The organism is Megasphaera stantonii (assembly GCF_003367905.1).
Classification (GTDB): domain Bacteria; phylum Bacillota; class Negativicutes; order Veillonellales; family Megasphaeraceae; genus Megasphaera; species Megasphaera stantonii.
In genome coordinates, this window is sequence record NZ_CP029462.1 from 641,633 (window position 1) to 665,680 (window position 24,048).

The 24,048-nt window shown below is 55.1% G+C and carries 23 protein-coding genes, 3 tRNA genes and 1 other annotated feature; of the genes, 4 read left to right on the forward strand and 22 right to left on the reverse strand.

Annotation, left to right across the window (positions count from 1 at the left end):
* Positions 1-116: 116 nt before the first annotated feature.
* A complete protein-coding gene (locus tag DKB62_RS03070) occupies positions 117-473 on the forward strand; it encodes a MerR family transcriptional regulator (protein ID WP_087478005.1) in 357 nt (118 codons plus the stop codon).
* A gap of 111 nt (positions 474-584) precedes the next feature.
* On the opposite strand, the gene rpsI is transcribed toward DKB62_RS03070, so the two are convergent.
* Positions 585-977 carry a 30S ribosomal protein S9 gene (rpsI, locus tag DKB62_RS03075; protein ID WP_087478004.1) on the reverse strand — a complete coding sequence of 131 codons (393 nt, stop codon included), beginning with the start codon at positions 975-977 and terminating at the stop codon, positions 585-587.
* 21 nt (positions 978-998) lie between these two features.
* The gene (gene rplM / locus DKB62_RS03080) at positions 999-1,439 is read right to left on the reverse strand and encodes a 50S ribosomal protein L13 (RefSeq protein WP_087478003.1); all 441 of its coding nucleotides are present in this window, start codon (positions 1,437-1,439) and stop codon (positions 999-1,001) included.
* 302 nt (positions 1,440-1,741) lie between these two features.
* Positions 1,742-1,985, forward strand: a binding site (T-box leader).
* Between the two features lie 72 nt (positions 1,986-2,057).
* On the opposite strand from rplM, the gene DKB62_RS03085 reads away from it, so the two are divergent.
* Together DKB62_RS03085 and DKB62_RS03090 are read left to right on the forward strand one after the other, a co-directional pair.
* On the forward strand, positions 2,058-3,344 hold the full coding sequence (locus DKB62_RS03085; protein ID WP_107196434.1) for an O-acetylhomoserine aminocarboxypropyltransferase/cysteine synthase family protein: 1,287 nt from the start codon (positions 2,058-2,060) through the stop codon (positions 3,342-3,344).
* Positions 3,345-3,376: 32 nt separating this feature from the next.
* Positions 3,377-4,312 (forward strand): homoserine O-succinyltransferase, encoded by a 936-nt coding sequence (locus tag DKB62_RS03090; RefSeq protein ID WP_107196433.1) that lies wholly within the window; start codon positions 3,377-3,379, stop codon positions 4,310-4,312.
* A 93-nt stretch (positions 4,313-4,405) separates the two neighbouring features.
* On the opposite strand, the gene upp is transcribed toward DKB62_RS03090, so the two are convergent.
* The 16 genes from upp to DKB62_RS03170 all read right to left on the reverse strand — a co-directional run bounded on the left by upp (position 4,406) and on the right by DKB62_RS03170 (position 19,974).
* The gene (gene upp / locus DKB62_RS03095) at positions 4,406-5,029 is read right to left on the reverse strand and encodes a uracil phosphoribosyltransferase (protein ID WP_107196432.1); all 624 of its coding nucleotides are present in this window, start codon (positions 5,027-5,029) and stop codon (positions 4,406-4,408) included.
* 21 nt (positions 5,030-5,050) lie between these two features.
* Positions 5,051-5,488, reverse strand: a complete 438-nt coding sequence (gene rpiB, locus DKB62_RS03100) for a ribose 5-phosphate isomerase B (protein ID WP_087477999.1) — start codon at positions 5,486-5,488, stop codon at positions 5,051-5,053.
* 91 nt (positions 5,489-5,579) lie between these two features.
* Positions 5,580-6,629, reverse strand: a complete 1,050-nt coding sequence (locus DKB62_RS03105) for an L-threonylcarbamoyladenylate synthase (RefSeq protein WP_107196431.1) — start codon at positions 6,627-6,629, stop codon at positions 5,580-5,582.
* The gene (prmC, locus tag DKB62_RS03110) at positions 6,630-7,496 is read right to left on the reverse strand and encodes a peptide chain release factor N(5)-glutamine methyltransferase (protein WP_107196430.1); all 867 of its coding nucleotides are present in this window, start codon (positions 7,494-7,496) and stop codon (positions 6,630-6,632) included.
* Positions 7,489-8,571: a peptide chain release factor 1 gene (gene prfA / locus DKB62_RS03115; RefSeq protein WP_162860285.1), complete on the reverse strand. Its 1,083-nt coding sequence runs from the start codon at positions 8,569-8,571 to the stop codon at positions 7,489-7,491. The genes prmC and prfA overlap by 8 nt, the downstream gene beginning before the upstream one ends.
* Before the next feature lie 33 nt (positions 8,572-8,604).
* Entirely contained in the window at positions 8,605-9,450 is an 846-nt protein-coding gene (locus DKB62_RS03120) for a DUF1385 domain-containing protein (protein ID WP_198643533.1), read from the reverse strand.
* A 127-nt stretch (positions 9,451-9,577) separates the two neighbouring features.
* Entirely contained in the window at positions 9,578-9,784 is a 207-nt protein-coding gene (gene rpmE, locus DKB62_RS03125) for a 50S ribosomal protein L31 (RefSeq protein ID WP_087477995.1), read from the reverse strand.
* Between the two features lie 115 nt (positions 9,785-9,899).
* The gene (nrdG, locus tag DKB62_RS03130) at positions 9,900-10,406 is read right to left on the reverse strand and encodes an anaerobic ribonucleoside-triphosphate reductase activating protein (protein WP_107196427.1); all 507 of its coding nucleotides are present in this window, start codon (positions 10,404-10,406) and stop codon (positions 9,900-9,902) included.
* An 11-nt stretch (positions 10,407-10,417) separates the two neighbouring features.
* Positions 10,418-12,568, reverse strand: a complete 2,151-nt coding sequence (gene nrdD / locus DKB62_RS03135; protein WP_107196426.1) for an anaerobic ribonucleoside-triphosphate reductase — start codon at positions 12,566-12,568, stop codon at positions 10,418-10,420.
* A 237-nt stretch (positions 12,569-12,805) separates the two neighbouring features.
* The gene (locus DKB62_RS03140; RefSeq protein ID WP_107196425.1) at positions 12,806-13,510 is read right to left on the reverse strand and encodes a tRNA threonylcarbamoyladenosine dehydratase; all 705 of its coding nucleotides are present in this window, start codon (positions 13,508-13,510) and stop codon (positions 12,806-12,808) included.
* Positions 13,511-13,513: 3 nt separating this feature from the next.
* A complete protein-coding gene (locus DKB62_RS03145) occupies positions 13,514-13,876 on the reverse strand; it encodes a VOC family protein (protein ID WP_087477991.1) in 363 nt (120 codons plus the stop codon).
* 14 nt (positions 13,877-13,890) lie between these two features.
* On the reverse strand, positions 13,891-14,370 hold the full coding sequence (locus tag DKB62_RS03150) for a YbaK/EbsC family protein (RefSeq protein WP_107196424.1): 480 nt from the start codon (positions 14,368-14,370) through the stop codon (positions 13,891-13,893).
* Between the two features lie 83 nt (positions 14,371-14,453).
* Positions 14,454-17,498 (reverse strand): AAA family ATPase, encoded by a 3,045-nt coding sequence (locus DKB62_RS03155; protein ID WP_107196423.1) that lies wholly within the window; start codon positions 17,496-17,498, stop codon positions 14,454-14,456.
* Positions 17,495-18,640 (reverse strand): exonuclease SbcCD subunit D, encoded by a 1,146-nt coding sequence (locus tag DKB62_RS03160; protein WP_095629538.1) that lies wholly within the window; start codon positions 18,638-18,640, stop codon positions 17,495-17,497. Before DKB62_RS03160 ends, DKB62_RS03155 begins: the two co-directional genes overlap by 4 nt.
* A gap of 13 nt (positions 18,641-18,653) precedes the next feature.
* Positions 18,654-19,487, reverse strand: a complete 834-nt coding sequence (locus DKB62_RS03165; RefSeq protein WP_087477987.1) for a deoxyribonuclease IV — start codon at positions 19,485-19,487, stop codon at positions 18,654-18,656.
* A 76-nt stretch (positions 19,488-19,563) separates the two neighbouring features.
* Positions 19,564-19,974: a Fur family transcriptional regulator gene (locus tag DKB62_RS03170; RefSeq protein ID WP_087477986.1), complete on the reverse strand. Its 411-nt coding sequence runs from the start codon at positions 19,972-19,974 to the stop codon at positions 19,564-19,566.
* Between the two features lie 185 nt (positions 19,975-20,159).
* On the opposite strand from DKB62_RS03170, the gene DKB62_RS03175 reads away from it, so the two are divergent.
* Entirely contained in the window at positions 20,160-22,349 is a 2,190-nt protein-coding gene (locus tag DKB62_RS03175; protein WP_107196422.1) for a Tex family protein, read from the forward strand.
* A gap of 108 nt (positions 22,350-22,457) precedes the next feature.
* On the opposite strand, the gene DKB62_RS03180 is transcribed toward DKB62_RS03175, so the two are convergent.
* The 4 genes from DKB62_RS03180 to DKB62_RS03195 form a co-directional block, all read right to left on the reverse strand.
* Positions 22,458-22,533, reverse strand: a tRNA-Val gene (locus tag DKB62_RS03180).
* A 6-nt stretch (positions 22,534-22,539) separates the two neighbouring features.
* Positions 22,540-22,615: transfer RNA gene (locus DKB62_RS03185), tRNA-Glu, on the reverse strand.
* Between the two features lies 1 nt (position 22,616).
* Positions 22,617-22,692, reverse strand: a tRNA-Asn gene (locus DKB62_RS03190).
* Positions 22,693-22,838: 146 nt separating this feature from the next.
* The gene (locus DKB62_RS03195; RefSeq protein ID WP_107196421.1) at positions 22,839-24,011 is read right to left on the reverse strand and encodes a sugar transporter; all 1,173 of its coding nucleotides are present in this window, start codon (positions 24,009-24,011) and stop codon (positions 22,839-22,841) included.
* Positions 24,012-24,048 lie beyond the last annotated feature (37 nt).

Genomic DNA, 24,048 nt, shown 5'->3' on the forward strand with positions numbered 1-24,048 from the left:
CTTATCGTATTTTTTTCAGTATATCATACCCCGTCAAGGACAGCGAATTTCCATCCGTCTCTTGACTTATAGTAAACTCCATACTGTATAGTAAGGGTACTAGGAGGGAATCTATCATGAAAATCAAAGAAGTAAGCGAGCAATACGACATTACGCCGGACACGCTGCGGTATTACGAACGCATCGGCCTGATCCGCAACGTCCCGCGCGATAAAAACGGCATCCGCAATTATTCAGAGGAAAACTGCAATACCATCGCCTTTATTAAATGCATGCGTTCGGGCAACGTATCCATCGAAGGCCTGACGGAGTACATCGAGCTGTACAACCAGGGCAGCCGCGAGACCTATGAGGCGAGAAAGGCCATCCTCGTCCGCGAACGGGACCGTCTCAAAGAGCGGATGAGCGCCATGCAGGAAGCCTTGGCGTATTTAAATCGAAAAATAGCGACGTACGACCGCTGGAGCAAGTGACAAACTCCAGAACCGACGGAGCAGGTGCTTTTTACAAAAAAAATGGCGTACACCTCATGGGTTACGCCATTTTTGATTGCATAGGTTTTAGAGTAGTTATTATGAAAATGATTAACGTTTGGAGAACTGAGAAGCCTTGCGGGCTTTCTTCAAGCCGTATTTCCGACGTTCTTTTTCACGAGGATCGCGAGTCAGGAGACCAGCCTTTTTCAAGGACTGACGGAAATCCTGGTCGACTTCCAACAGCGCGCGGCTGATGCCGTGACGGATTGCGCCGGCCTGGCCGGACGGTCCGCCGCCCTTTACGTCAGCAATGACGTCGTACTGTTCCGTTACGCCAGTCAGTACGAGGGGCTGTCTAATGATCAATTCCAGCGTTTTACGGCCGAAATATTCGTTCAAATCTTTTTTATTAACTGTGATTTTGCCTTGACCCGGAACCAGACGAACTCTGGCAACGGAGGTCTTTCTACGGCCAGTGCCGTAGTACTGTGCTACTGCCATGAAATCTTCCTCCCGGTATGATTAACGAATGTTTAAATTCAGAACTTCAGGTTTCTGAGCCTGATGCGGATGTTCTGCACCAGCGTACACATTGAGCTTGCGGTACATCTGTTCGCCTAATTTGTTTTTCGGCAGCATACCGCGGATAGCCATTTCTACGACCCGTTCCGGACGGTTTTCGAGCATGTGGCCGAGCTGCGTGAATTTAGCTCCGCCGGGATAACCGGAATGACGGAAATATGTTTTCTGAACCAATTTTTTGCCAGTTACTTTTACTTTTGCTGCGTTGACTACGATAACATAGTCGCCTGTATCTACATGCGGGGTAAATGTAGGTTTATGTTTTCCCCGAAGAACTTTGGCTACTTCGGCAGCAAGACGTCCTAATGTCTGGCCTTCAGCGTCAACAACAAACCATTTGCGTTCGATGTTGCCGGCATTAGCCATAAATGTAGTTTTCATGCTGTGTGATTCCTCCCTGATACGACTAACTAACCAAGCTTTAAGGCTCTTTCTCCGGGGCTAAGTGGAGTCCAAGTGAAAAGCTTACCTAATTATTTTACAGATTACGGCACCCCTTGTCAAGTGATTTTTTCGTAAATTTACCGGCTCTCCGCAGACTCTGCCAAGGAATCATATTTGCCGAAAGAATAGGCGGTCCGTCTTGATTTTCCTTTATTCGTTATCGTTCGCCCCGGAGATGATTTCAAAATTTATTTGACAAACGGCTCATTTAATGCTAAACTTAGCGTCAACAATTTGATAGTATTGCAATGAAGAGAAGAGTACATGAAAAAGAACGGCACAGAGAGTTCCCGCTGTGGTGAAAGGGAATCCGGGGCGTTTCATGGAAGATGGACTCCGAGCAGGTTAGTCGAATCATTAGACTGCCCGGGCGCACCCGTTACAGTGCTATGGTATTCAGGGCTTCGGCCTGCGTACCTGAAGAGGCCGGGCCTGCGAAGGTCCGGTGAAATTGGGTGGTATCACGGTGCTTCCGTCCCTTTGGGGACGGGAGCTTTTTTTATTGCCTGCTATCGGCTTGTCACATAAATTTTTTTACAACGGGAGGAACACATCATGAACCCTATCGACACCTATGAATTTGAAACATTGCAGCAGCACGCCGGACAAATCCCCGATCCTGCGACGGGAGCCCGGGCCGTCCCCATTTATCAGACGACGTCGTACGTCTTCGCCAGCGCCCAGGACGGCGAGGACATCTTCGCCCTGCGCAAGCCCGGCTACATTTACAGCCGCCTGACCAATCCGACGCAGGACGTGCTGGAAAAGAGAATCGCCGCGCTGGAAGGCGGAACGGCCGCCTTAGCCGTCGCCAGCGGTTCGGCTGCCATCGCTTACACCATACTGAACCTTGCCGGCGCAGGCGACGAAATCATCGCGGCCCCGACCTTATACGGCGGCACCTTCGAATTATTTACGGAAACGCTGCAGCGCTTCGGCATTACGACCCGTTTCGCCGACGCCGACGACCCGTCGACCTTTGAAGCCCTCATTACGGATCATACGAAAGCGTTGTACATCGAAAGCCTGGGCAATCCGGCCATCAATATTCCCGACTTCGAAGCCCTGGCCCATATCGCCCACCGAAACGGCCTGCCCCTCGTCGTCGACAGCACTTTCGCCACGCCGTATTTATTCCGCCCCTTCGAGCACGGCGCCGACATCGTCGTCCATTCGGCGACGAAATTCATCGGCGGCCACGGCACGACCCTCGGCGGCCTCATCGTCGAAAACGGCGCCTTCGACTGGACGTCGGGCAGATTTCCCAACATCGCATCGCCGGACCCGTCGTACAACGGCATCAATTTTGCGACCGATATGCCCGGAGCCGGCTTCGTCACCCGCATTCGTGCCAAAAGCCTCCGCGACCTCGGGGCCTGCATCAGCCCCTTCAACGCCTGGCTCCTCCTCCAAGGGATGGAAACGCTGTCCCTGCGCATGGAACGCCACGTTGCCAACGCCCAAAAAATCGCCGAATACCTGGAAAGCCACCCCGCCGTCGCCAAGGTCAATTATCCCTCCCTTTCCTCCTCGCCGTACTACGCCCTGGCTCAGAAATATTTCCCCAAAGGAACGGGTTCTATTTTCTCCTTCGAGCTGGCAGGAGGCTATAATGCAGCCCGGGCCTTTATCGACCACGCCGAGATTTTTTCCAATTTAGCCAACGTAGGCGATTCCAAATCCCTGCTAGTCCATCCGGCTTCGACGACGCATCAGCAGCTGTCGGAAGAAGCGCAGCGTGCCTGCGGCATCACGCCCGGCACGGTACGCATCTCCGTCGGCCTGGAAAACGTCAACGACCTGCTGGCAGATGTCGAGCAAGCCCTGTCCGCCGCCAACTAAAGACAAATTTACTTGCAAAGGAAGATAGCCATATGCCCATTAAAATTACAGACGGCCTGTCGGCCAAAGAACTGCTTCATGAAGAAGGAATTTTTACCATAGACAAGGGCTCGGCCCTCCATCAGGATATCCGCCCCCTCCGCATCCTCATCCTCAATCTCATGCCCCTGAAAAAACCGACGGAACTGCAGCTCCTCCGCCTGCTCGGCGATTCGCCCCTCCAGGTTGAAGTAGATTTCTGCCGCACGACGAGCCATGAAAGCGTTCATACAGACCCGTCGTATTTGGAGCAAAATTACTATACCTTCGACGACATTAAGAATAACTATTACGACGGCCTGATCATCACCGGCGCGCCTGTCGAGCAGATTCCCTTCGAAGACGTCGACTACTGGCCCGAGCTGACGACGTATCTGGACTGGTCTGCAGGGCACGCCTTTTCCACCTTGTATTTCTGCTGGGGCGCACAGGCGGCTCTCTATCATTATTACGGCGTCGAAAAGCGCCTGCTGCCGGAAAAATTATTTGGCATCTTCGAATACCAGCTCACGCAGAAAGGCCATCCCCTCCTGCGCGGCTTCGACGACAGGTATTTCATTCCCCAATCCCGTCACACCGCCATCGACGATATCAAGGTGTACAACACGCCGGCCCTGGACATCTTATCCCGTTCTCCGGAAAATGGCATCAACATCATCGGCACCGCCGACCATCGTCGCTTTTTCGTCCTCGGTCACTTCGAATACGACCGGCGGACGCTGGAAACCGAATACCTGCGCGACAAAAACAAAGGCTTGCCCATCAGCGTTCCCAAACATTACTATCCCAAGGACAACGACAAGAACCGCCCGGTCTTCACCTGGTGCAGCTACGCCCATCTGTTCTACCATAACTGGCTCAATATCGTATATCAGGAAACGCCGTACTGCCTGGAGGACATCGGCCGCGGAAAATTCTGCGTCCGCTGACAGCCGGCACGGCTCCTGCATACAGAAAAGGCTGGATACCTTCTGCCGTATCCAGCCCTTTCGTTTCGTATATCCAATATAGAATGGTTCTTGTTACTTCGTGCCGAAAATCCTGTCGCCGGCGTCGCCGAGGCCGGGAACGATATAGCCGTGTTCATTCAGCGTATCGTCCAGAGCGGCCACGTAAATGCGCACGTCCGGGTGATCCTTATTGACCCGCTGCACGCCCTGAGGCGCCGCAACGAGGCACATGAGCTTAATATTCTGCACGCCCTTGTCCTTCAGCAGGGTAATCGCCGCCGACGCGCTGCCGCCCGTAGCCAGCATGGGGTCGACGATGATGAAATCGCGGTCCTGCACATCGGGCAGCTTGCAGTAATATTCGACGGGCTCCAGCGTTTCCGGATCCCGGTACAGCCCGATATGACCAACTCTGGCCATGGGAATTAAATTGAGCAGGCCCTGCACCATGCCCAGACCGGCGCGAAGAACGGGCACGATGCCCAGCTTCTTGCCGCTGATCTGTTTTCCCGTCGTCGGCGCGACAGGAGTCTCAATGGCAATATCTTCCAGCGGCAAATCCCGCGTAATTTCATACCCCATGAGCATCGTAATTTCTTCCAGCAAATTGCGGAAATCAGTAGAACCGGTTTCCTTCTTCCGCATCAGCGTCACCTTGTGCTGAATCAGCGGGTGATCCATTACCTGTACCTGCATACTCTGCGGCTCCCTTCCCAATTATTTGTCCATTTCCGTAATCATCGCAACGCGGTCGGCATGACGGCCGCCGTCGAAACCCGTCGTCAAGAAGACCCGCACGATTTCTCTGGCAACGCCCGGCCCGATGACCCGGCCGCCCATGGTCAGGATATTGGCGTCATTGTGGCGGCGGCAATATTCCGCCGAGAACAAGTCGTGGCACAAAGCGGCGCGGATGCCGTGCACCTTATTCGCCGCAATGCCGATGCCGATACCCGTACCGCAGAACAGGATGCCCCGGTCAAAGGTACCGTCCGCTACGGCTTCGGCCACCTTTTTGGCGACTTCCGGGTAATCGCACCGTTCGCCCGTGAGGGTACCATAATCGGTAAATTCGATTCCCTGTTCGTTCAAATATTCCTTGATGTTTTCTTTCAAATCAAAGCCGCCGTGATCAGCGCCAAGTACTAATTTCATCGTCGTTCCTCCTTATGTCTCCGGACATGTTATATATAGTATATATTCATTATACTCTGTAATAGAGAAGATGAACAGATTGAAATACAATTTATAAGATGATGACGTTGCCGCCGGCAGCTTTCTTCATGCGGTTCATGATCGCCATGCCCAAGCCGTCTCCATCGACGCCTTCCGCTAAAATGAGATCCACCTTGTCCGTATCGAAGGACAACAGCCCCGTATACAGCTGGTTGGCCAGGGCCGCCTTATCGCCTCGCCGGCCCCATATGTACATATCGTCTTTCGGGAAATGAGCGCCCACTTCCTGGCTGACTAAAAATCCAACGGTTTTTCCATCGGCTAATGCGTCTTCATACAAGTCTTTCAACTTGGCCGTTACGGCTGCTTCCGTGCCTACGACGACGGTCATCGGAGCCGACGGAGCGTAATGGCGGTATTTCATACCCGGAGCTTTCGGGGCGCCCTGGCCGGTCACTAAGTTCGTATCCAGACGCACGTACGTGACGACTTCCTTCAGCATGTCCATCGTAATGCCGCCCGGCCGGAGAATCGTAACGGAATCTTCTCCGTCGCATTCGACGATCGTCGATTCGACGCCGATGCAGCAGGGCCCTCCATCGATAACCATGTCGACGCGGCCGTCCATGTCGTGCATGACTTCTTCCGCCGTCGTCGGACTGGGACGGGTCGATAAATTGGCACTCGGGCCGGCAACGGGAACGTCGGCGCAGCGCAGGAAGGCCCGGCATATGTCGTGATCCGGGCAGCGCAAGGCGACTGTATCTAAGCCGCCCGTAGCCGCGTCGGGAACCTGGGGCTGCCGGGGAAAGATAATCGTCAGCGGCCCGGGCCAAAAGCGATCCATCAGCTTTTTCGCCGTCGGCGTAATGCAGGCCGCCACCTTTTCCGCCCCCTGCTGATCCGGCACTGTTAAAATCAGCGGATTGTCGCTGGGCCGGCCTTTCGCGGCGTATATGCTCCGGCAGGCGTCGGCATTGAGACCGTTGGCGCCGATGCCGTACACCGTTTCCGTCGGAAACACGACCAACCCTCCGGCACGTATAATGCGCCCCGCTTCTTCCAGTACGGCTTTATCTTTTTCGATGTCTGTAATGTGTACAAGTTTTGTCTGTTTCATCTACATCTGCTCTTTTCGTATAAATAAGATAACCCGTTCTATTCCGCCGTAATCAGTTACGGTTTTCTTATGACGGTAGGCTCCCGTATTCGTAAAGATACGCACGACGTCTTCCGTCTGGCCCACGCCTATTTCTACGGCGCAGCAGCCGCCAGGCCGCAGAAAGGCCTGAGATTGCTCCGCAATGCGCCGGTAAGCGTCGAGCCCGTCGTCGCCGCCGAACAGCGCCTGCGGCGGATCGTAGCGGACTTCCGGCTGGAGCCGCTCCATGTCGTCCCGCGTCAAGTACGGCGGATTCGATACGATCCAATCAAAACGCTGCTCCGGCAGGGCGGCGCACACGTCGCTTTCCACCCAGGTCACGCGGTCGGCCAATCCCAGGGCCTCGCCGTTTTGACGAGCGACAGCCAGCGCCTGGGGAGAAATATCGACGCCCGTACCTGCCGTCTCGGGCAGGTAATGAAGAAGGCTCAGGATAATCGCGCCGCTTCCCGTGCCGATATCCAATATCGACGCCGGCGGCTGAGATTTCGCCGCATCCAGCATCGTCTCGACGAGCATTTCTGTCTCCGGGCGCGGCACCAGCACGTCCGTCGTAACCCGGAAGTCGAGTCCCATAAAGGCCTTCGTGCCTAAAATATGGGCGACGGACAGGCGGCCGGCCCGTTTTTTGACCATTTCCCGGTACGCCGCCAGCTCCGGCGGATTCATGGGCTGGTCGTAGTGGGCATATAAATAAATTCGTTCCTTCTGCAGGACGTGAGCCAGCAATATTTCCGCGTCCAAACGGGGCGTATCGACGCCTTTCTGGGCAAAATATTCCTGCGTCCACTGCAGGAGACTCCCGATAGTCCACAACTTACTCATGATTTTCTTCTTTCATGAGCTCGGCCCGGCGGGCTTCAGCCAAAGCCTGTATGAATTCGTCGATATCGCCGTTCAAAATATTTTCCAGCTTATACAGCGTCAGGTTAATGCGGTGGTCTGTCACGCGGCCCTGGGGGAAGTTATAGGTACGGATTCGCTCGCTCCGGTCGCCTGTGCCGACCTGGCTGCGCCGTTCCTCCGTAATTTCTGCGTCGGCAGCCTGCTGGGCCTGGTCCAGCAGCCGTGCCTTTAATACCCGCATCGCCTTGGCCCGGTTTTCCAGCTGCGACCGTTCGTCCTGGCATTCTACAACCATGCCTGTCGGAATATGGGTCATGCGCACAGCCGAACTCGTCTTATTGACGTGCTGGCCGCCGGCGCCGCTGGCACGGAAATAGTCGACGCGGACGTCATCCATGTTCAAATCGACTTCTACGTCTTCTGCTTCCGGCAGGACGGCGACAGTCGCCGTCGACGTGTGAATACGGCCGCCGGCTTCCGTCACCGGCACGCGCTGTACGCGGTGCACGCCTGATTCGTATTTCAGCTTGCCGAACACGCCCGAGCCTTCAACGGAAAAGATGACTTCCTTAAAGCCGCCCAGCTCCGGAGCGTTGGAGCTGATAATGCTCGCCTTCCAGCCGGGCTGTTTTTCAATATATTTCATATACATGCGGAACAAATCCCCGGCGAACAGCGCCGCTTCATCGCCGCCGGCGCCGCCGCGGATTTCCATGATGACGTTTTTATCATCCCTCGGGTCCTTGGGCAGCATGAGGATATGGAGCTGTTCTTCCAGCTCGGCCAATTCCTTAGACGTTTCGCCGAGTTCTTCCTTCGCCATGGCGATGAGGTCGGCATCGCTGTCCGGATCGTTCAGGATGTCCTTATCTCCCTCGACGGTATTGGCGACTTCCTTATATTTCCGGAATGTTTCTACCAGCGGCATGAGCGACGCGTGTTCCTTTGTCAGCTTCTGCCATTCGTCCTGTCGGGCAATGACCGACGGGTCGCTGATGCGCTGCTCCAAATCCATGAATTTATTTTCCACGTCCTGCACTTTATCAATAAACACCTGTATCTCTCTCCCATCCTATGCGTATATCCCCTAGCGAAGGTCCAAATCGGCCTGCTCTTCCTTCTTTTCTTCCGGCTTAGCCGCTTCCAGAGCCCGAATAGCAACTTCAATCTGGTCGTCGTGGGGCTCTCTCGTTGTCAAATACTGCAGCCACAGGCCCGGCTTGAACAAGGTCTGCAGCAGCTGGCTTTCCGTCCGGCTGGCCAGCCGTATCATTTCATAGCTGATTCCGGCTACGACGGGCATGAGGACGATGCGCGACGCGACGCGTTCCAGCAGGCTGGGCCAGCCCAAAAAGGCAAATACGAAAATCGACACAACCATGACGATGAGCAGGAAATTCGTACCGCAGCGCGGGTGAAGGCGGCTGTGGCGGCGGACATTTTCCACCGTCAGCTCCTGTCCCGATTCGTAGGTCCAGATCGTCTTGTGCTCGGCTCCGTGGTATTCAAATACGCGCCGAATATCTTTCGTCAGAGATATGCCCCATATATACAATAAAAAGATAGCCAGCCGCAGCACGCCTTCTACAATATTCATCCACACGGCGCTGTGCTCAATGCCGGGAATAAATTTGACGGCGTACGTCGGGATAAGCAAAAAAAAGACGATAGCCAATACGATGGAAAAGGCCATCGTCAGAGCCATTTCCGTGTTGGTAATCTGTTCGTCTTCCTCTCCGGCAGCCTGCGCCGAATAGGACAAGCTCTTCATGCCGTATACCAGCGACTCGCACAGGGCGACGGTGCCGCGCAGGAAGGGCTTTTTCAGTATCGGATACCGCTCCGTAATTGAATGGACCGTATCCTTTTTTACGGTAATCTCGCCGGACGGCGTTCGGACCGCCGTGGCAATATACTCGGGGCCGCGCATCATGACGCCTTCGATGACGGCCTGTCCGCCTACATATATCTTCGTCTGCTTCACTGCTTGTCCCCCTTATTTATTTCTGCATATACAAAGAGAGCAGAGCATCGCTGCTCTGCCGCCAACTTTGTACTTCTTATTTAGCTTTTTTACCATAACGTTTATTGAACTGTTCGATACGGCCGCGAGCCTGCTGTGCACGCTGCTGACCCGTAAAGAACGGATGGCATTTAGAGCAAATTTCAACGCGCAGTTCGGATTTCGTCGAACCGGTTTCAAACGTATTGCCGCAAGCGCACGTAACTACGGCAGTGCCGTACTTCGGATGAATACCTTCTTTCACTATTCACACCTCTTTCTTATCTATCATACCAAACCTATGCTAAGATAGTATAGCATAGTGCCCCATGAAATGCAAGGACATAAATTTACAAATTTTACGTCCCCTGTCCCGGACCTTATCTCCCATCCGGCCAAAGAAGCACGGCCTTTCCGGCCTCGCGGCTTTTCGCCACGTCGATAACCCGCTGGTTCGATGAGCCGCGGAAATACAATCCCGGGTCCTTCAGGGCGTCGACGAAGGGGCCGTCGACGAGGACATCGCAGGCCTCCAGCAGAGCTTTCCGAGCCGGCTGGGCCAGGATTTCTTCGTACAAAAATCCCGAATATACCCAGATGCTTTTTTCCGGCACGGCACGGCGAACGACCTGCACCAGCTCCAGCAGGTCTTCGGCATTTTCCATCGGCTCTCCGCCGAGAAGGGTCAGCCCGCTGTTCGTATCGTCCTGCAGATAGGATATGAGCCGTTCTGTTTCAGCCGCCGTCCATTCGCTGCCGGCGTTAAAATCCTGATATTCTTCATTGAAGCAGTTGACGCAGTGCCGGCTGCAGCCCGTCACAAATACGGTCGCCCGTATGCCCGGACCGTTAGCGATGTCGTACTGCCTGATTTGTCCATATCTCATGACCCGGCCTCCTAGATATGCAGGACGCGGTTCTTAATTTCCTGCGTTCGCCCTTCGTTCCAGAAATTTTCTCCCAAATAACCGCAGGTCCGCCGGATAACCGTCAGCTTGGAGCGATCCCTGTTATGGCAGCGCGGGCATTCCCACTCGTTGTCGCCGTTGAGGACGATTTCCCCGTCAAAGCCACATTCGTGGCAGTAATCCAGCTTCGTGTTGAACTCGGCGTAAGTAATACGGTCGTAAATATATTGGATCATCGTCAGGACGGCAGGAATATTATGGGCCATGTTCGGGATTTCCGCATAGCTGATGCAGCCCCCTGTCGATTTATCTTCAAATTCCGCTTCAAATGCAAATTTGTCGAAGACGTTGATAGGCTCGCGGACGTCGACGTGGTAGCTGTTCGTATAGTACCCCTTGTCGGTCACGTCCTTAATGACGCCGAAACGGGCCGTATCGATTTTGCAGAAACGGTTCGTCAGGTTTTCCGCCGGCGTGCCGTACAGGGCGAAGCCGATGTTCGTTTCTTCCTTCCACCGCTTGATGTGGGCGTTGAATTCGTCCATGATGCGGTGGGCAAACCGCTTCCCTTCCGGAGCCGTATGGGAGCAGCCCTTCGTGAGAAGCGTCGCTTCATATATGCCGATATATCCCAGGGATAAGGTCGCATAGCCGCCGTACATAAATTTCTCAATCGACTCGCCCGGCTTGAGGCGTGCGATGGCTCCGTACTGCCAGTGGACGGGCGACACGTCAGACGTGATCTTTTTGAGCAGCTCTACGCGCAGCAGCAGGGCCTTTTTGCAAAGCTCCAGCCGCTTATGGAGAATCTGGAAAAACTTGTCTTCGTCGCCGTCGGCCAGAATGCCGATTTGCGGCAGGTTAATCGACACGACGCCCATGTTGAAGCGGCCGTCAAATTTATACTTGCCGTTTTCGTCTTTCCAGGGGCTCAGAAAAGAGCGACAGCCCATGGGGCTGAACACGTTGCCTTCGTAGGTTTCGCGCATCTTCTTAGCCGAAATATAGTCGGGATACATGCGCTTAGCGGTGCATTCGGCAGCCAGCTCGGTCAGATAGAAATAAGGGCTGCCCTTGCGGACGTTGTGCTCGTCCAATACGTATATCAATTTCGGAAAGGCCGGCGTGACGTAGACGTTGGCCTCGTTTTTGATGCCCTGAATGCGCTGGCGCAACAGTTCCTCGTCGATGAGGGCCGCTTCCTTCGCGTATTCGTAGTCAGGCTGGAAATACATGAACAAGGTGACGAAGGGAGCCTGGCCGTTCGTGGTCATGAGCGTATTAATCTGGTACTGAATCGTCTGGATACCGTCCTTAATTTCCTTTTTCGTCCGCTTCCAGGCTATTTCTTCAGCCTTTTCCATATCCGGCTCGATGCCGTAAACTTCCTTCTGCTCTTCTACGACGGCTTCCATGTATTTATTGAAGGATTTGCGGACGTAAGGAGCCAAAATGCGGTCGATGCCGTTGATGGACTGGCCTCCGTACTGACCGCTGGCTACCTGGGCAATGATCTGCGTCGTCACCGTACAGGCTACCTGAAACGATTTCGGCGTGTCGATTTTCTTGCCGTTGATGACCGTGCCGTTGGCCAGCATGTCTTCCAGATTGATGAGGCAGCAGTTGAACATAGGTTGGATGATGTAATCCATGTCGTGGAAATGAATGGCCCCGCTGTCATGAGCCTGGACGATATCGGCCGGAATGAGCTTGCGGCGGGCAATATCCTTGGACACCTCGCCGGCGATCAAATCGCGCTGCGTCGACACGACGTGGCCATTTTTATTGGAATTTTCATCAAGGACCTCGAGATTGGTATTGTTCAGCAGGCCGAAGACATCCGAATCAGTCGTATTGGTCTGGCGCTTGAAGGCCTGAATGGCTTTGTAATTTTCATAGGCCCGGGCCGTCGCCGGATTGTTGTATTGAATCAGGCGGTAATACACCTGATCTTCAATGGCATATATGGTCATATCCTTGTGCATGGTCGAGGCATAGGCTTCAATCTCCCTGGCGATTTTCTCCGCCTGGCCCTCTTCATAAATGCCGCTGCTGCTGTTCATGGCTTTTTCTATAGCCGCGACGATTTTATTGCGGTCAAAGGGCGCTCTCTGCCCGTTGCGCTTGATGACTTCCAACATGTGCATACCTCCCATGATATAGTGTATATTTACCTAAAAATCAACGCTGCATATACAATATATATGATTTCCCTTTCGTAAAACAGTGCACACCCATATTACTATATCTGGTATATGTTGTCAATCGCCCAATACTTGATACTGTTGTTATCAAGTCCTATCAAAAAGAGCGGCAAGCCTTCAAAAAACTGCGTTTCTGAAAGCCTGCCGCCTGTGTATAACTCGATAAAAAATTTTTTATGGGATTTGGAGAAGATCCCGTATCACCGCTCCGGCTAAAATGAGTCCGGCTGCCGACGGCACGAAGGAAATACTGCCTATGCCGGAACAGCCTTCTTCCCGCCGTACTGGCCGGGGCGTCTCTTTGGAATATACGACCTTGACGCGGCGGATATTCCGCTTTTTCAGCTCCCTCCGCATCACCTTGGCCAGGGGATCGACAGACGTCTTCTCGATCTCGGCAATTTCAAACAGCTCCGGATGGAGCTTATTCCCCGCTCCCATAGCGGAAATGACGGGAATACCGGCCTCATAGGCTTCTGCTATGATATCGACCTTCGCCGCTACTGTATCAATGGCGTCAACGACGTAATCAGCGCCCGACTGCGCAACCAGGCCCGGCCGCTCTGCCGGCAGGTAAAACACGTGATGCGTTTCGACCTCTATGTCCGGATTAATCGACAAAAACCGCTCCTTCATGACCTCGACCTTAGGCCGGCCAATAGCCGGCACAGTCGCCCCGAGCTGGCGGTTTACATTAGACGGGTCGTATACGTCGCCGTCGACGAGAATCAAGCGGCCGATACCGGCCCGGCAAAGGGCCTCGGCCACAAAGGAACCGACGCCGCCGACGCCGAACACCAGCACCGTTTTGCCCGCTAGGGCTTCTACCTTATCCCATCCCAGCAGCAGCGCCGTCCGCTGGGCGTATTCCTCCCGCACGGCTTACCGTTCCGGAACGACTTCCAGCCAGTAGCCGTCGGGGTCGACGATAAAATAAATGCCCATAGCCGGATTTTCATAGACGACACAGCCCATTTCCTTATGCTTGGCCAGGGCCGCATCCATATCCTTGACGGAAAAGGCCGTATGGAACTCGTTTTCGCCGAGATTATAGGGCTCTTTTCTGTCTTTGAGCCACGTCAGCTCCAACTGGAAATCAGAAACGCCGTCGCCGAGATAAACAATCGTAAAATCAGGCTTTTCAATACGGCGCACTTCCGTAAGGCCCAGGGCTTCTTTGTAAAACTCCATGCTGCGCTGCAAGTCCAGCACGTTAAAATTAGTATGTCTGAATGTAAACTGCATGTGTAGGTTCCTCCTTATGCTTCTTCCTGCCAGCCTTTGGAAACGTCGACCCAGCCTTGAGACCGGGCGTAGAGTTCCAATTCCGGCAGCGTCAGTTCGATAGCGCTGTTGCCGCTGCCGCAGGCCGGAAAGACCGTTTCAAACCGCTTCAGCGATTCGTCCAGATATACGGTCACGCCGGGATTAACGGCAAAGGGGCAGACGCCGCCGACGGGATGTCCAATTAACCGTTCCACGTCGTCATGCTTGATCATCGTCGCCTTTTTATGGAACCGCGTCTTGAATTTATGATTGTCCACGCGGGCGTCGCCGGCAAACAATACTAAAATCGGCCCGTCATCCAATAAAAACGACATGGATTTGGCGATGCGTCTGCCTTCCGTATGAAGGGCCGCCGCCGCTTCGTCGACAGTCGCGCTGGACTGATCCAGTTCCAACACGCGGTCAGCCATGCCCCACTGGGCAAAATACTCCCTTACCTTCTGAATAGACATCCTTTCTGTCCCCTCCTGTATCATAGCGTTATTAGGTTTCATTATATTACCATTTGGAAAGGGATTCAAATAATTTTTACGAATTACGGCAATTCGAAGTCAGCCGTACTGCCCCTGTCGGTCTTGTGGACGGCCAGGCGCGCGTCGATTCGCTCTCTCAGCTCCGGTACGTGGGAGATAATGCCGACGAGACGGCCGCCCTGCTTGAGCTCCATCAGAGCCTTTAAGGCGAAATCCAGCGTTTCTCCGTCGAGAGTACCGAATCCTTCGTCGATAAATATCGTATCGAGGTGAATGCCGCCGGAATAGGCCTGTACCACGTCGGCCAGTCCTAGGGCTAAGGCCAGGGAAGCCAAAAATGTCTCGCCGCCGGAGAGCGTATTAGCCGGGCGGGCGTATCCCGTATAGTTGTCGAATACTTCGATATCCAGGCCGATGCGCCGCACGCGCTTGTCGTCCCACGAGCGGGAACGCTGCAGCTCATACCGCCGGCGGCTCATCAAATCGAGGCGGGCGTTGGCCGCCGCCAAGACTTCGTCGAGAAGTGCTCCCAGCACATACCGCTCGAAGTTGACACCCGTATGCTGTCCGGAAATCAGTTCATATATGGAACCGACTGCCTCATACCGAGCCGACAGCTCCGCTTGCTCTCCCTGCCAGGCGGCAATCTGCTCCCGCCCCCGGCACAGCTCCTGTCGGCGTATCGCCGCGGCGGCACAGGATTCAGATAATCGCTGGCACAGCTTGTTTTTTTCGTCAAGCTGCGCCTTATATGCCGCCATATCTGGCTCCGGCTGCGAGGCGACGGCCTTTTCTTCCTGCGCTATCCGGCCCTGTATCTGCTGTACGTCCCGGTTATACTCGTCGACAGCCTGCTGCTCTCTGTCGATGGAGCCTACAAAGGGCTGCAGTTCCCGGCATTGCTGCAGGCTTTCGATTCCAGCCTGTCGAACCCGTTCCTTCAAATCGGCGGCGTACTCTTTATATTGCTTTCGCAGAGCCGTCACCTGCTCCTGCAGCAGGCGTTCCTGCTCCGTCCAGCGCGCGGCCTCCTTTTCGGCGTCGACGACGGCCTTTCGGCTTCGTTCTGCCTGTTCTTCATAGGCTTTAACGCGCTGGCTCAAATCAGCCATATGCCGTCTCAGTACGGCGGCGTCCCGATATTCTGCCGGTACGTCCGCTTCGGCCTGTTTCTTCGCCAACTGGCTCTGCGCGGCGGCAAGTCGAGCCGCTTCCGCCTGCTGGCGGGACTGCTCTTCTTTTTGTATCCCTTCCTTTTGCTTCAGCTCCCATTGCGTCACGGCGGCCCTCGTCCGTTCTGCCTGGGCGGCTTGTTCGCCCAGGAGGCTAACCTTCTGCTTCTGCGCGTCCAGCCGTACCCGCCATTGGGCGGACGTACATTCAAAAGGATACTGAGCACGCAGGTCGTCGCGCTGCCGCTTCAGACTTTGGAACTCCGCCTGTACGCGCTGGAGAGTCAGTTCAGCCTGACGGCGCTCCTCATCGCGCTGCTGAGCCTGCCGTTTCCGCGCTTCTACATCCTCTTTCCGCGGCATATGAGCCGCCAAAGGAGCCGGCATGGGATGATCCGTCGCGCCGCAAACAGGACAAGGCTCTCCTTCTTTCAGCTCCTTAGCCAGCAAAGCGGCCTGTCCCTGCAAAAACAAGGCTTGTACGCCTTCGTAATCTAGCTGCGCCTGCGCTGCCCCGGCGGCGGCCCGGCGGCAGGCGTCCTCGGCAGCCCGGCACGCGCTGTCCTTCTGCGAGATTTCCTCAGCCAAGGCCTCTATCGCCGCTTCTCGATTCAGCCTTTCTTCCCAGACAGCGGCCTGCCCTTTGGCCTGCTCCCATGCCGCGGCCAGCTCCGGCTGGCCGGCTACTTCCGCCCGTCCAGCGTCTATCCGGGCCTGCAAGGCCTCCCGTTCCTTCTGCAGCGCCGCCAATACCTCGTCGGCGCGCCGACTCTGGTCCGCCAGCTGCCGGGCCCTGCGGCACAGCTCTCCATACTGCTCGGCTTTTTCCGCCATACTCTGCAGCAGTATGAGTTGCCTTGCGTCGGCGTCATGGGCCGCGCCCTGCGCCTGCAGCGCTTCGGCCTCTTTGCGTACGGCCTGAAGTCGCTGTAGCGCCCCCTCGGCCTGTACGGCAGCTTCGCCGGCTTTTTGTCCGGCGGCGACGCCCTGGGCCTGTATCTCATCGAGCTGACGGCATGGTTCCGCCAGCAGCTGTGCGCGGCGCAGCACGTCGATATAAGCCTGTTTCTCCGCCATAGCTGTTTCCTGCTGACGCAGCTGATCCCGCAGCCTGCGGCTTTCCTTCAAATTCTGCCAATGGCTGTACACTACCTGCGCATCCTGGACTGTTTTCTGATAGACATCGCGGTCGGCTATGGCCGCGTCCAATTCGCCCTGACGCAGCCGTTGTTCTTCGTCTGCAGCTTGTTCCATAGCGGTCAGCGCCGCTGCATCGCCGGCTCCCAGGCTCTGCAAAAGCTGAGCAATGCGCTCCTTGCGCAAGTCGTACTGCGACAGGATATCGTCGTATTTTTCCTTTGCCAGCTCCTGCAGCCGGGCGTAGCGCTGGGTATGAAACAAGGTCTGCATAATCTGCTGGCGGTCCGCCGAGCTGGCCAGCAGCAAACGGCGGAAATCCCCCTGGGGCAGCAGGACGACCTGCCGGAACTGCTCGGCCTTAAAGCCCAGCAGCCGTTCCACCTCTTCGCCGACCTTTTTCGTCGCAATGACCGCCGTCTTTTCGCCCTTTTCGTCCACGGCGTATAAGGCGGCCGACGCCGCCGATTTCTTTAAGCCAGTGCCGCGCTTTTTCGCTATCTGCTGCTCCGGCCTTCGCTCGACGCAGTACCGCGCCGGCCCGATGGCAAAGGCAAAGACGACGTACGTCTCCTCTTCCGGCGAAGCATATTCACTGCGCATATGGGCGCCCGAGCGGCGGTTTCCGCTCGTTTCGCCGTACAGGGCATAGCACATCGCATCCAGTACCGTCGTCTTGCCGGCGCCGGTCGGCCCGTATATCAAAAACAGCTTATGATCTTCCAGCCGGCGGAAATCAATAACCTGACGCCCGGCATAGGGACCGAAGGCGTTCATTTCCAAATATAATGGTTTCACAACAAGCCGTCTCCTTCCCGCTGCAGCATATCCGTCCACAAGTCGTCCATGCAAGCCTGCTCGGCCTCCGTCAGCGGCCGGTCCGGCATCATGGCCGTGGCAAAGCTCTCAAACAGCTGCCGCTCCGTAGTCCTGTGCAGGTCGAAGTCCCGTTCTCCCGTGCCGCCGCTTTGACGGTTCGGCATTTCCAGCGCCGCCGCTCGCGGATATTTCTGCCGCAGCTTAGCCATGCCGTCCAGAATCGGAGCCGTATCGGTCAGGCGGAACAGGATATAGTCGTCGGTATGCAAGTCTTCGCCGGCCATGATATCCTCAAACAAGCCCTCGACGACGCGTACGTCATGGCGGGGAGAAAAGGGCAAAAACGACGTCGCCGTCCCGCCCTTTTCGTCTATATCCACGATGACGGCTCCTTTTTTCTGCCTCCATTCGCCGAAGGAATATTTCAGCAGGCTGCCGGCATAGCGCACGTTCGGCCCGCCCACCTGCTGCGGCCCGTGGAGATGGCCCAGAGCCGTATACGTATAGTCGGAAAACAAGGCCGGCGAAACGGCGTCGCTTCCGCCGATCGACAACGGGCGTTCTGAATCGCTGCTTTCGCCGCCGGCAGCGAAGACATGGGCGACGCAGACCGTCCGCATCGCCGTTCCGGCGCGCCGGCTGTCTATGAAACGGGCTAAGGCGTCCTCATGGCTGCGGATCGTATCGTCGCCGAAATACAACCTGGCCGCTGCCGGCTCGATAAACGGCAGGAGCACAAAGGCCACGGGTCCATAGGCGTCATGCAGGACGACCGGCCCGATCAGCTTGTCGAGTTCCCCGGCAATATAAAACCCCTGTTTTTCCAGCATCCGGCTGCCGAAGGACAGGCGGGCCGCGCTGTCATGATTGCCGCTGATGACGAAAAAGGGAACCCCCGCTTCCGCCGTAATCTTCGTCGCGATTTCATCAAACAAGGCCACGGCGTCTGCCGGCGGCAAGCTGCGGTCGTATACGTCGCCGGCCAGCACGACGGCGTCGATGCCCTCGTCCCGGATCATCGGCAGAAGCTGTTCCGTCAGCACATAGGCCTGGTCGTCCGTCAGGTAATCGCCGTAAAATAGTTTTCCTAAATGCCAATCTGCCGTATGCAGAATCCGCATAGGCAATCCCTCCTTATTCGCAGTATAAATCCCGCAGCATAGCGATTTCCCTGGCGTAGCCGTCTAACTCGTTAGGAGTTTCCAGATAAAACGGCAGCGTCCGCAGGGCCGGATGGTTGATAATCTTCCGAAATGCCTCCAGTCCGATATGGCCTTCGCCGATTTTTTCATGCCGGTCCTTGCGGCTGCCCAGGGGATTCTTGCTGTCGTTGATATGAACGGCCTTCAGCCGCTCCAATCCGATAAGGCGGTCAAACTGCTCCAGCACCTCATCCAGGCGCTCCGTAATGTCATAGCCGCCGTCAAATACGTGGCACGTATCCAGGCAGACGCCTACCTTATCAGAAAATTGCACCTTGTCGATAATAGCCGCCAGCTCTTCAAAGCTGCGGCCTACTTCCGTCCCCTTGCCGGCCATGGTTTCCAGCAGCACCGTCGTCCTTTGTCCTGAAAACATGCATTGGTTCATCATGGACGCAATGAGGCGGATTCCCTCGTCCGCGCCCTGCCCGACGTGGCTGCCGGGATGAAAATTGTAACGGCAGTTATCCAGATATTCCAGCCGCTGCAAATCCTCGCTCATCGCTTCGACGGCAAACTGCCGCGTTCGCTCCGTCTTGGAGCAGCCGTTGAGCGTATACGGCGCATGGGCCAGAATAGGCGCAAAATCATGGGCCGCCATGAGCTCGTTCAGCTGCTTCATATCGTCTATATCCAGCTTTCGGACACTGCCGCCGCGGGGATTGCGCGTAAAAAACTGAAACGTATCGGCGCCGATGGTCAGAGCTTCCTCGCCCATATGGCGAAAGCCCTGGGAAACGGACAGATGACATCCTATATGCAGCATATTTCTTCACCTCGCATAAGAAAAAGGCTGCAGCAAATAGTATGTCACTTCGCTGCAGCGCTCTTCGTATTTTTTATTATTCTGCCTCCTGGCAGTCCTTGCATACACCCAGGAAAGACAAACTCACGCCGCTGACAGAAAATCCTGTCTGCGCCTCGGCCTGTCTGGCCAGCTGGCCTTCGTCGATATCGACGTCGAGCACGCGGTTGCATTTGACGCACCGTATATGGGCGTGCTGGGATGTATTATAATCGTAGCGGTGGGCGTCTTCGCCGCACTGCAAAATTTTTACTACGCCGATTTTTGCAAAAATCTCCATGGTCTTGTACACCGTCGCCAAGCTCATCGATGGATACTGGGGCTGGAGCTGCTGGTAAATGGATTCTGCGTTGGGATGGGTCATATTATGATCGATCGCATCGTATACAGCCAGCCGCTGCGGCGTAACCTTGTAGCCGTTACTCCGTAATAATTCGGCAATATTCATATCGTTTCCCCCCTTTTGTGCAAGGATACTGAGCATACTAACTAAACATATAATATGCGAAAGTATTCTCTATTACATTGTAACGGTTATTAATAGATTTTTCAATATAAATAGATAAAATTTTTTAATTTGACGAATACAAAATTTGCAAGCATAATATATACTGTATTAGAAAGGAGTTTTCCATGACAGACCAACACATTATTCAAACAATCGCTCATACGATACACGTGTCAGAAAAGCAAATCCAGACGGCCCTGAGCCTCCTGCAAAGCGGCAACACGATTCCCTTTATTGCCCGTTACCGCAAGGAAGCGACGGGTATGCTGAACGAAATACAGCTGCGCCAAATCCAGGAGCAGTACGAATATGAACAAGCCCTGTCCAGCCGCCGCGAAGCCGTGCGCCAGTCCATTATGGAGCAAGGCCAGTGGACGGAAGAATTAGGACGTCTCCTAGACCAGGCCGGCAAGCTGCAGGAAATCGAAGATCTTTACATGCCTTACAAGCCGAAAAAACGGACAAAAGCGTCCATGGCCCGCGACGCCGGGCTGGAGCCGCTGGCCGACATCTTCTGGCAGCAGGACCCCCACGGTCCGTCTCCGGAAGAGGCCGCCGCGTCTTACCTGAACGAAACGATACCGACAATCGAAGACGCCATTGCCGGCGCGGCCAATATTTTAGCGGAACGCATGTCCGAGCTTGCGCCGTACCGTCAGTATCTCCGCCGCGCCTTGTGGAAAACGTCAAAGCTGGAATGCGCCCTGTTAGTCGAAGAGGACGAAGCCAAGGCCATGCTGACCTATAAGGACTTCAGCGGCCGCATCGCCTCCCTTCCCAGCCACCGCATACTGGCCATCAACCGAGGAGAAGCGCAGAAGCTGCTGAAGGTAACTCTGACCGACACGCCGGACGCCAACATCGGCAAGCTCATACAAGACGTAACAGTCTGCGATTCGCCTTACGGGCAGATCATCGCCGCAGCAGCAGCCGACAGCTATAAGCGCCTCATCTTCCCCCAGTTGGAACGGGAAATCCGCAGCGACCTGACAGAACGGGCCGAAAAGCAGGCCATTTCTATCTTCGCCAAGAACCTGCGCAGCCTGCTCCTCCAGCCGCCCTTTGCCGGACAGGTAATCTTAGGCCTGGACCCGGGATACCGCACGGGCTGCAAGGCCGCCGTCATCGACGCGACGGGCAACGTCCTCGATTACGGCGTCTGCTATTTGACCGGCTCGGAAAAACAGCGCCGCGCCAGCGCCGACACCCTCCTGAGCATGATTCAAAATCACGGCGTAACGCTCTTATCTATCGGAAACGGCACGGCCTCTTATGAAACGGAGCAGTTCGTAGCCAGCCTCATTCAGGAAAACGACTTATCCTGCCGCTACATCATCGCCAACGAATCAGGCGCGTCGGTCTACTCTGCGTCCGATCTGGCTAGGGAAGAGCTGCCCGACCTGGATGTCACCATCCGCGGAGCCGTATCCATTGCCCGCCGGATTCAGGATCCCCTGGCAGAGGCCGTCAAAATCGACCCGAAATCAATCGGCGTCGGCCAATATCAGCACGACGTCAACCAAAAGTCCTTATCAGCCGCCCTGGACGCCGTCGTCGAATCCGTCGTCAACTACGTCGGCGTCGACCTCAACACGGCGTCGGCAGCCCTGCTGCAGCATGTATCGGGCTTGACGGCGGCCACGGCGGCCAATATCGTCGCCTACCGCAAGGAAAAGGGCCCCTTTCACAGCCGGCAGGAGCTGCTGTCGGTCAACCGCTTAGGCCCGGCTACCTTTACGCAGTGCGCCGGCTTCCTGCGCATTAAAGGCGGCGACGAACCCTTGGACAACACGTCGGTCCATCCCGAATCGTACGAGCTGACAGAAAAAATCATCAGCCATTATGGCCTGACGAAAGCAGACCTCCACGACGAAGAGAAACTCCGCGCCCTGCAAAGCAAGGTGCAGATGAATGCCGTCCCCGTCCTGGCCGCCAAATTCCAGGCCGGCGAGCCGACGATCCGCGATATCCTGGAAGAGCTGCGCAAGCCGGGCCGCGATGTCCGCAGTGAATTCCCTCTGCCGCTGACGCGCCGCAACGTCGTATCTCTGGACGAATTAAAAATAGGAACCGTCGTCCGCGGCACCGTCCACAACGTCGTCGACTTCGGCGCGTTCGTCGACTTCGGATTAAAGACACCGGGGCTGATTCACCGCTCCGAGCTGTGCAATCATCCCTTCCGCCACCCGACCGACGTCATCAGCGTCGGAGACGTCGTCGATGCCGTCATCATCTCCGTCGACAGCTCCCGCGGCCGCGTCGGCTTATCGATCAAAAAATTAAAGCAATCCCTGAAAAAACCAACAGAATCCTGACACAACAGCCAGATGTGCCCCGGCATATCTGGCTGTTTTCCATATTAAAGTATATCTCCGTATACGAAAAAAAACGCTAGTGCATCACTGCACTAGCGCTCTCGAGTCTGGTGGGCGATAACAGGATCGAACTGCTGACATCCTGCTTGTAAGGCAGGCGCTCTCCCAGCTGAGCTAATCGCCCAAATAGTGGTGACCCCTACGGGATTCGAACCCATGTTCTCGCCGTGAAAGGGCGGTGTCTTAAACCACTTGACCAAGGGGCCATGGCTCCTCAAGTAGGACTCGAACCTACGACAAATCGGTTAACAGCCGATTGCTCTACCGACTGAGCTATTGAGGAATAACTCATGTGTTCTCACTGGAACGATATTTATTATACTAGTAAGAAAGAAAAAATGCAAGTACTTTTTTGAAAATTTTTTGATGAATTCTGACGCCTCTATGTCCCAGCCTGCTCGCCGGCCTTACACATCCATTTTACCGCAATTACCCTTGTTTCAGCCGTTTGATAAAGCTGAAAATACAATACGCCGACGCAGCAGCCGCCAAGCCGCCTCCGGCATAGCCGATATAGGCAATAGAACTGTACGTAGAAACCATGCCGCCAATCCAGGTGCCGCTGCCGATTCCCAAGTTGAAGATGCCGGAAAAAATAGACATCGCCACGGCAGCCGCGCTGAGAGACGTATGCTGAATTAGTTCGGCCTGGAAAGATACGTTGAAGATCGTAGCAGCCATGCCGAGGACCGCGCATAATATCATGACGGCATACAAGCTGCCTGAAGCCGCGTGCAGCAATAATGGCGGCACAGCCATGCAGATAAACGACAGGCGAAGCATTCCGAAGCGAAAATGGCCGTAGCCGCGCGAAAACAAGACGCTGCCGCCTAATCCGCTGAGGCCGAAAAGAATCAGCGTCAAAGTAATCCACTCTTCCGACATACCGGCAATCTGCTGCAAAAACGGTTCGATATAGCTGTAACTCGTATAATATGCCGTCGCCATGACTACGGTCAGCCCATATAAACGAATCAAGACGGGATTTTTAACGAGCTCCGGCAGCTGCCGTACCGAGAAGGCCGAGCGGCTGGGAATCTGCGGAAATACGCGCCATATATAAACCAAGGTGAGAAAAGATATGATGCCGATCGTCAAGAAGGTCATGCGCCAGCCAATATACAAGCCGATAACGCGGCCTAAAGGCAGGCCTAAAATCATCGCGATAGAAGTTCCCGTCGCCACCATGCTCAGCGCCGTCGAGCGATGTTCCTTTTCTACGAGCTGAACGGCCATAGGAGCCGCAATAGACCAAAAGACGGAATGAGCGCAGGCCACGCAGATGCGCGACGCCGTCAGCAATGCATATTGGCTGGAAAAAGCCGATAGTGCCTGCCCCAGACAAAACACGCCCAGCGTCATCAGCAGCAGCTTGCGGTATTCTACCTTGCAGGCCAGCAGCATGAGAGGCAGCGATAAAATCGTAACCGCCCAGGAATAGGCCGATATCATGACGCCGGCCTGCGCTTCGGTAATCTGAAAGTCCGAAGCGATGCTCGTCAGCAGTCCAATCGGCATAAATTCCGACGTATTAAATAAAAAAGCCGAAACGGTAATCCCCGCCAGGGGCAGAAATTGACGCAATGAAATACGGTGGTTCATAAAAAAACGACATCTCCTGATATAGCTAAGAATTGAA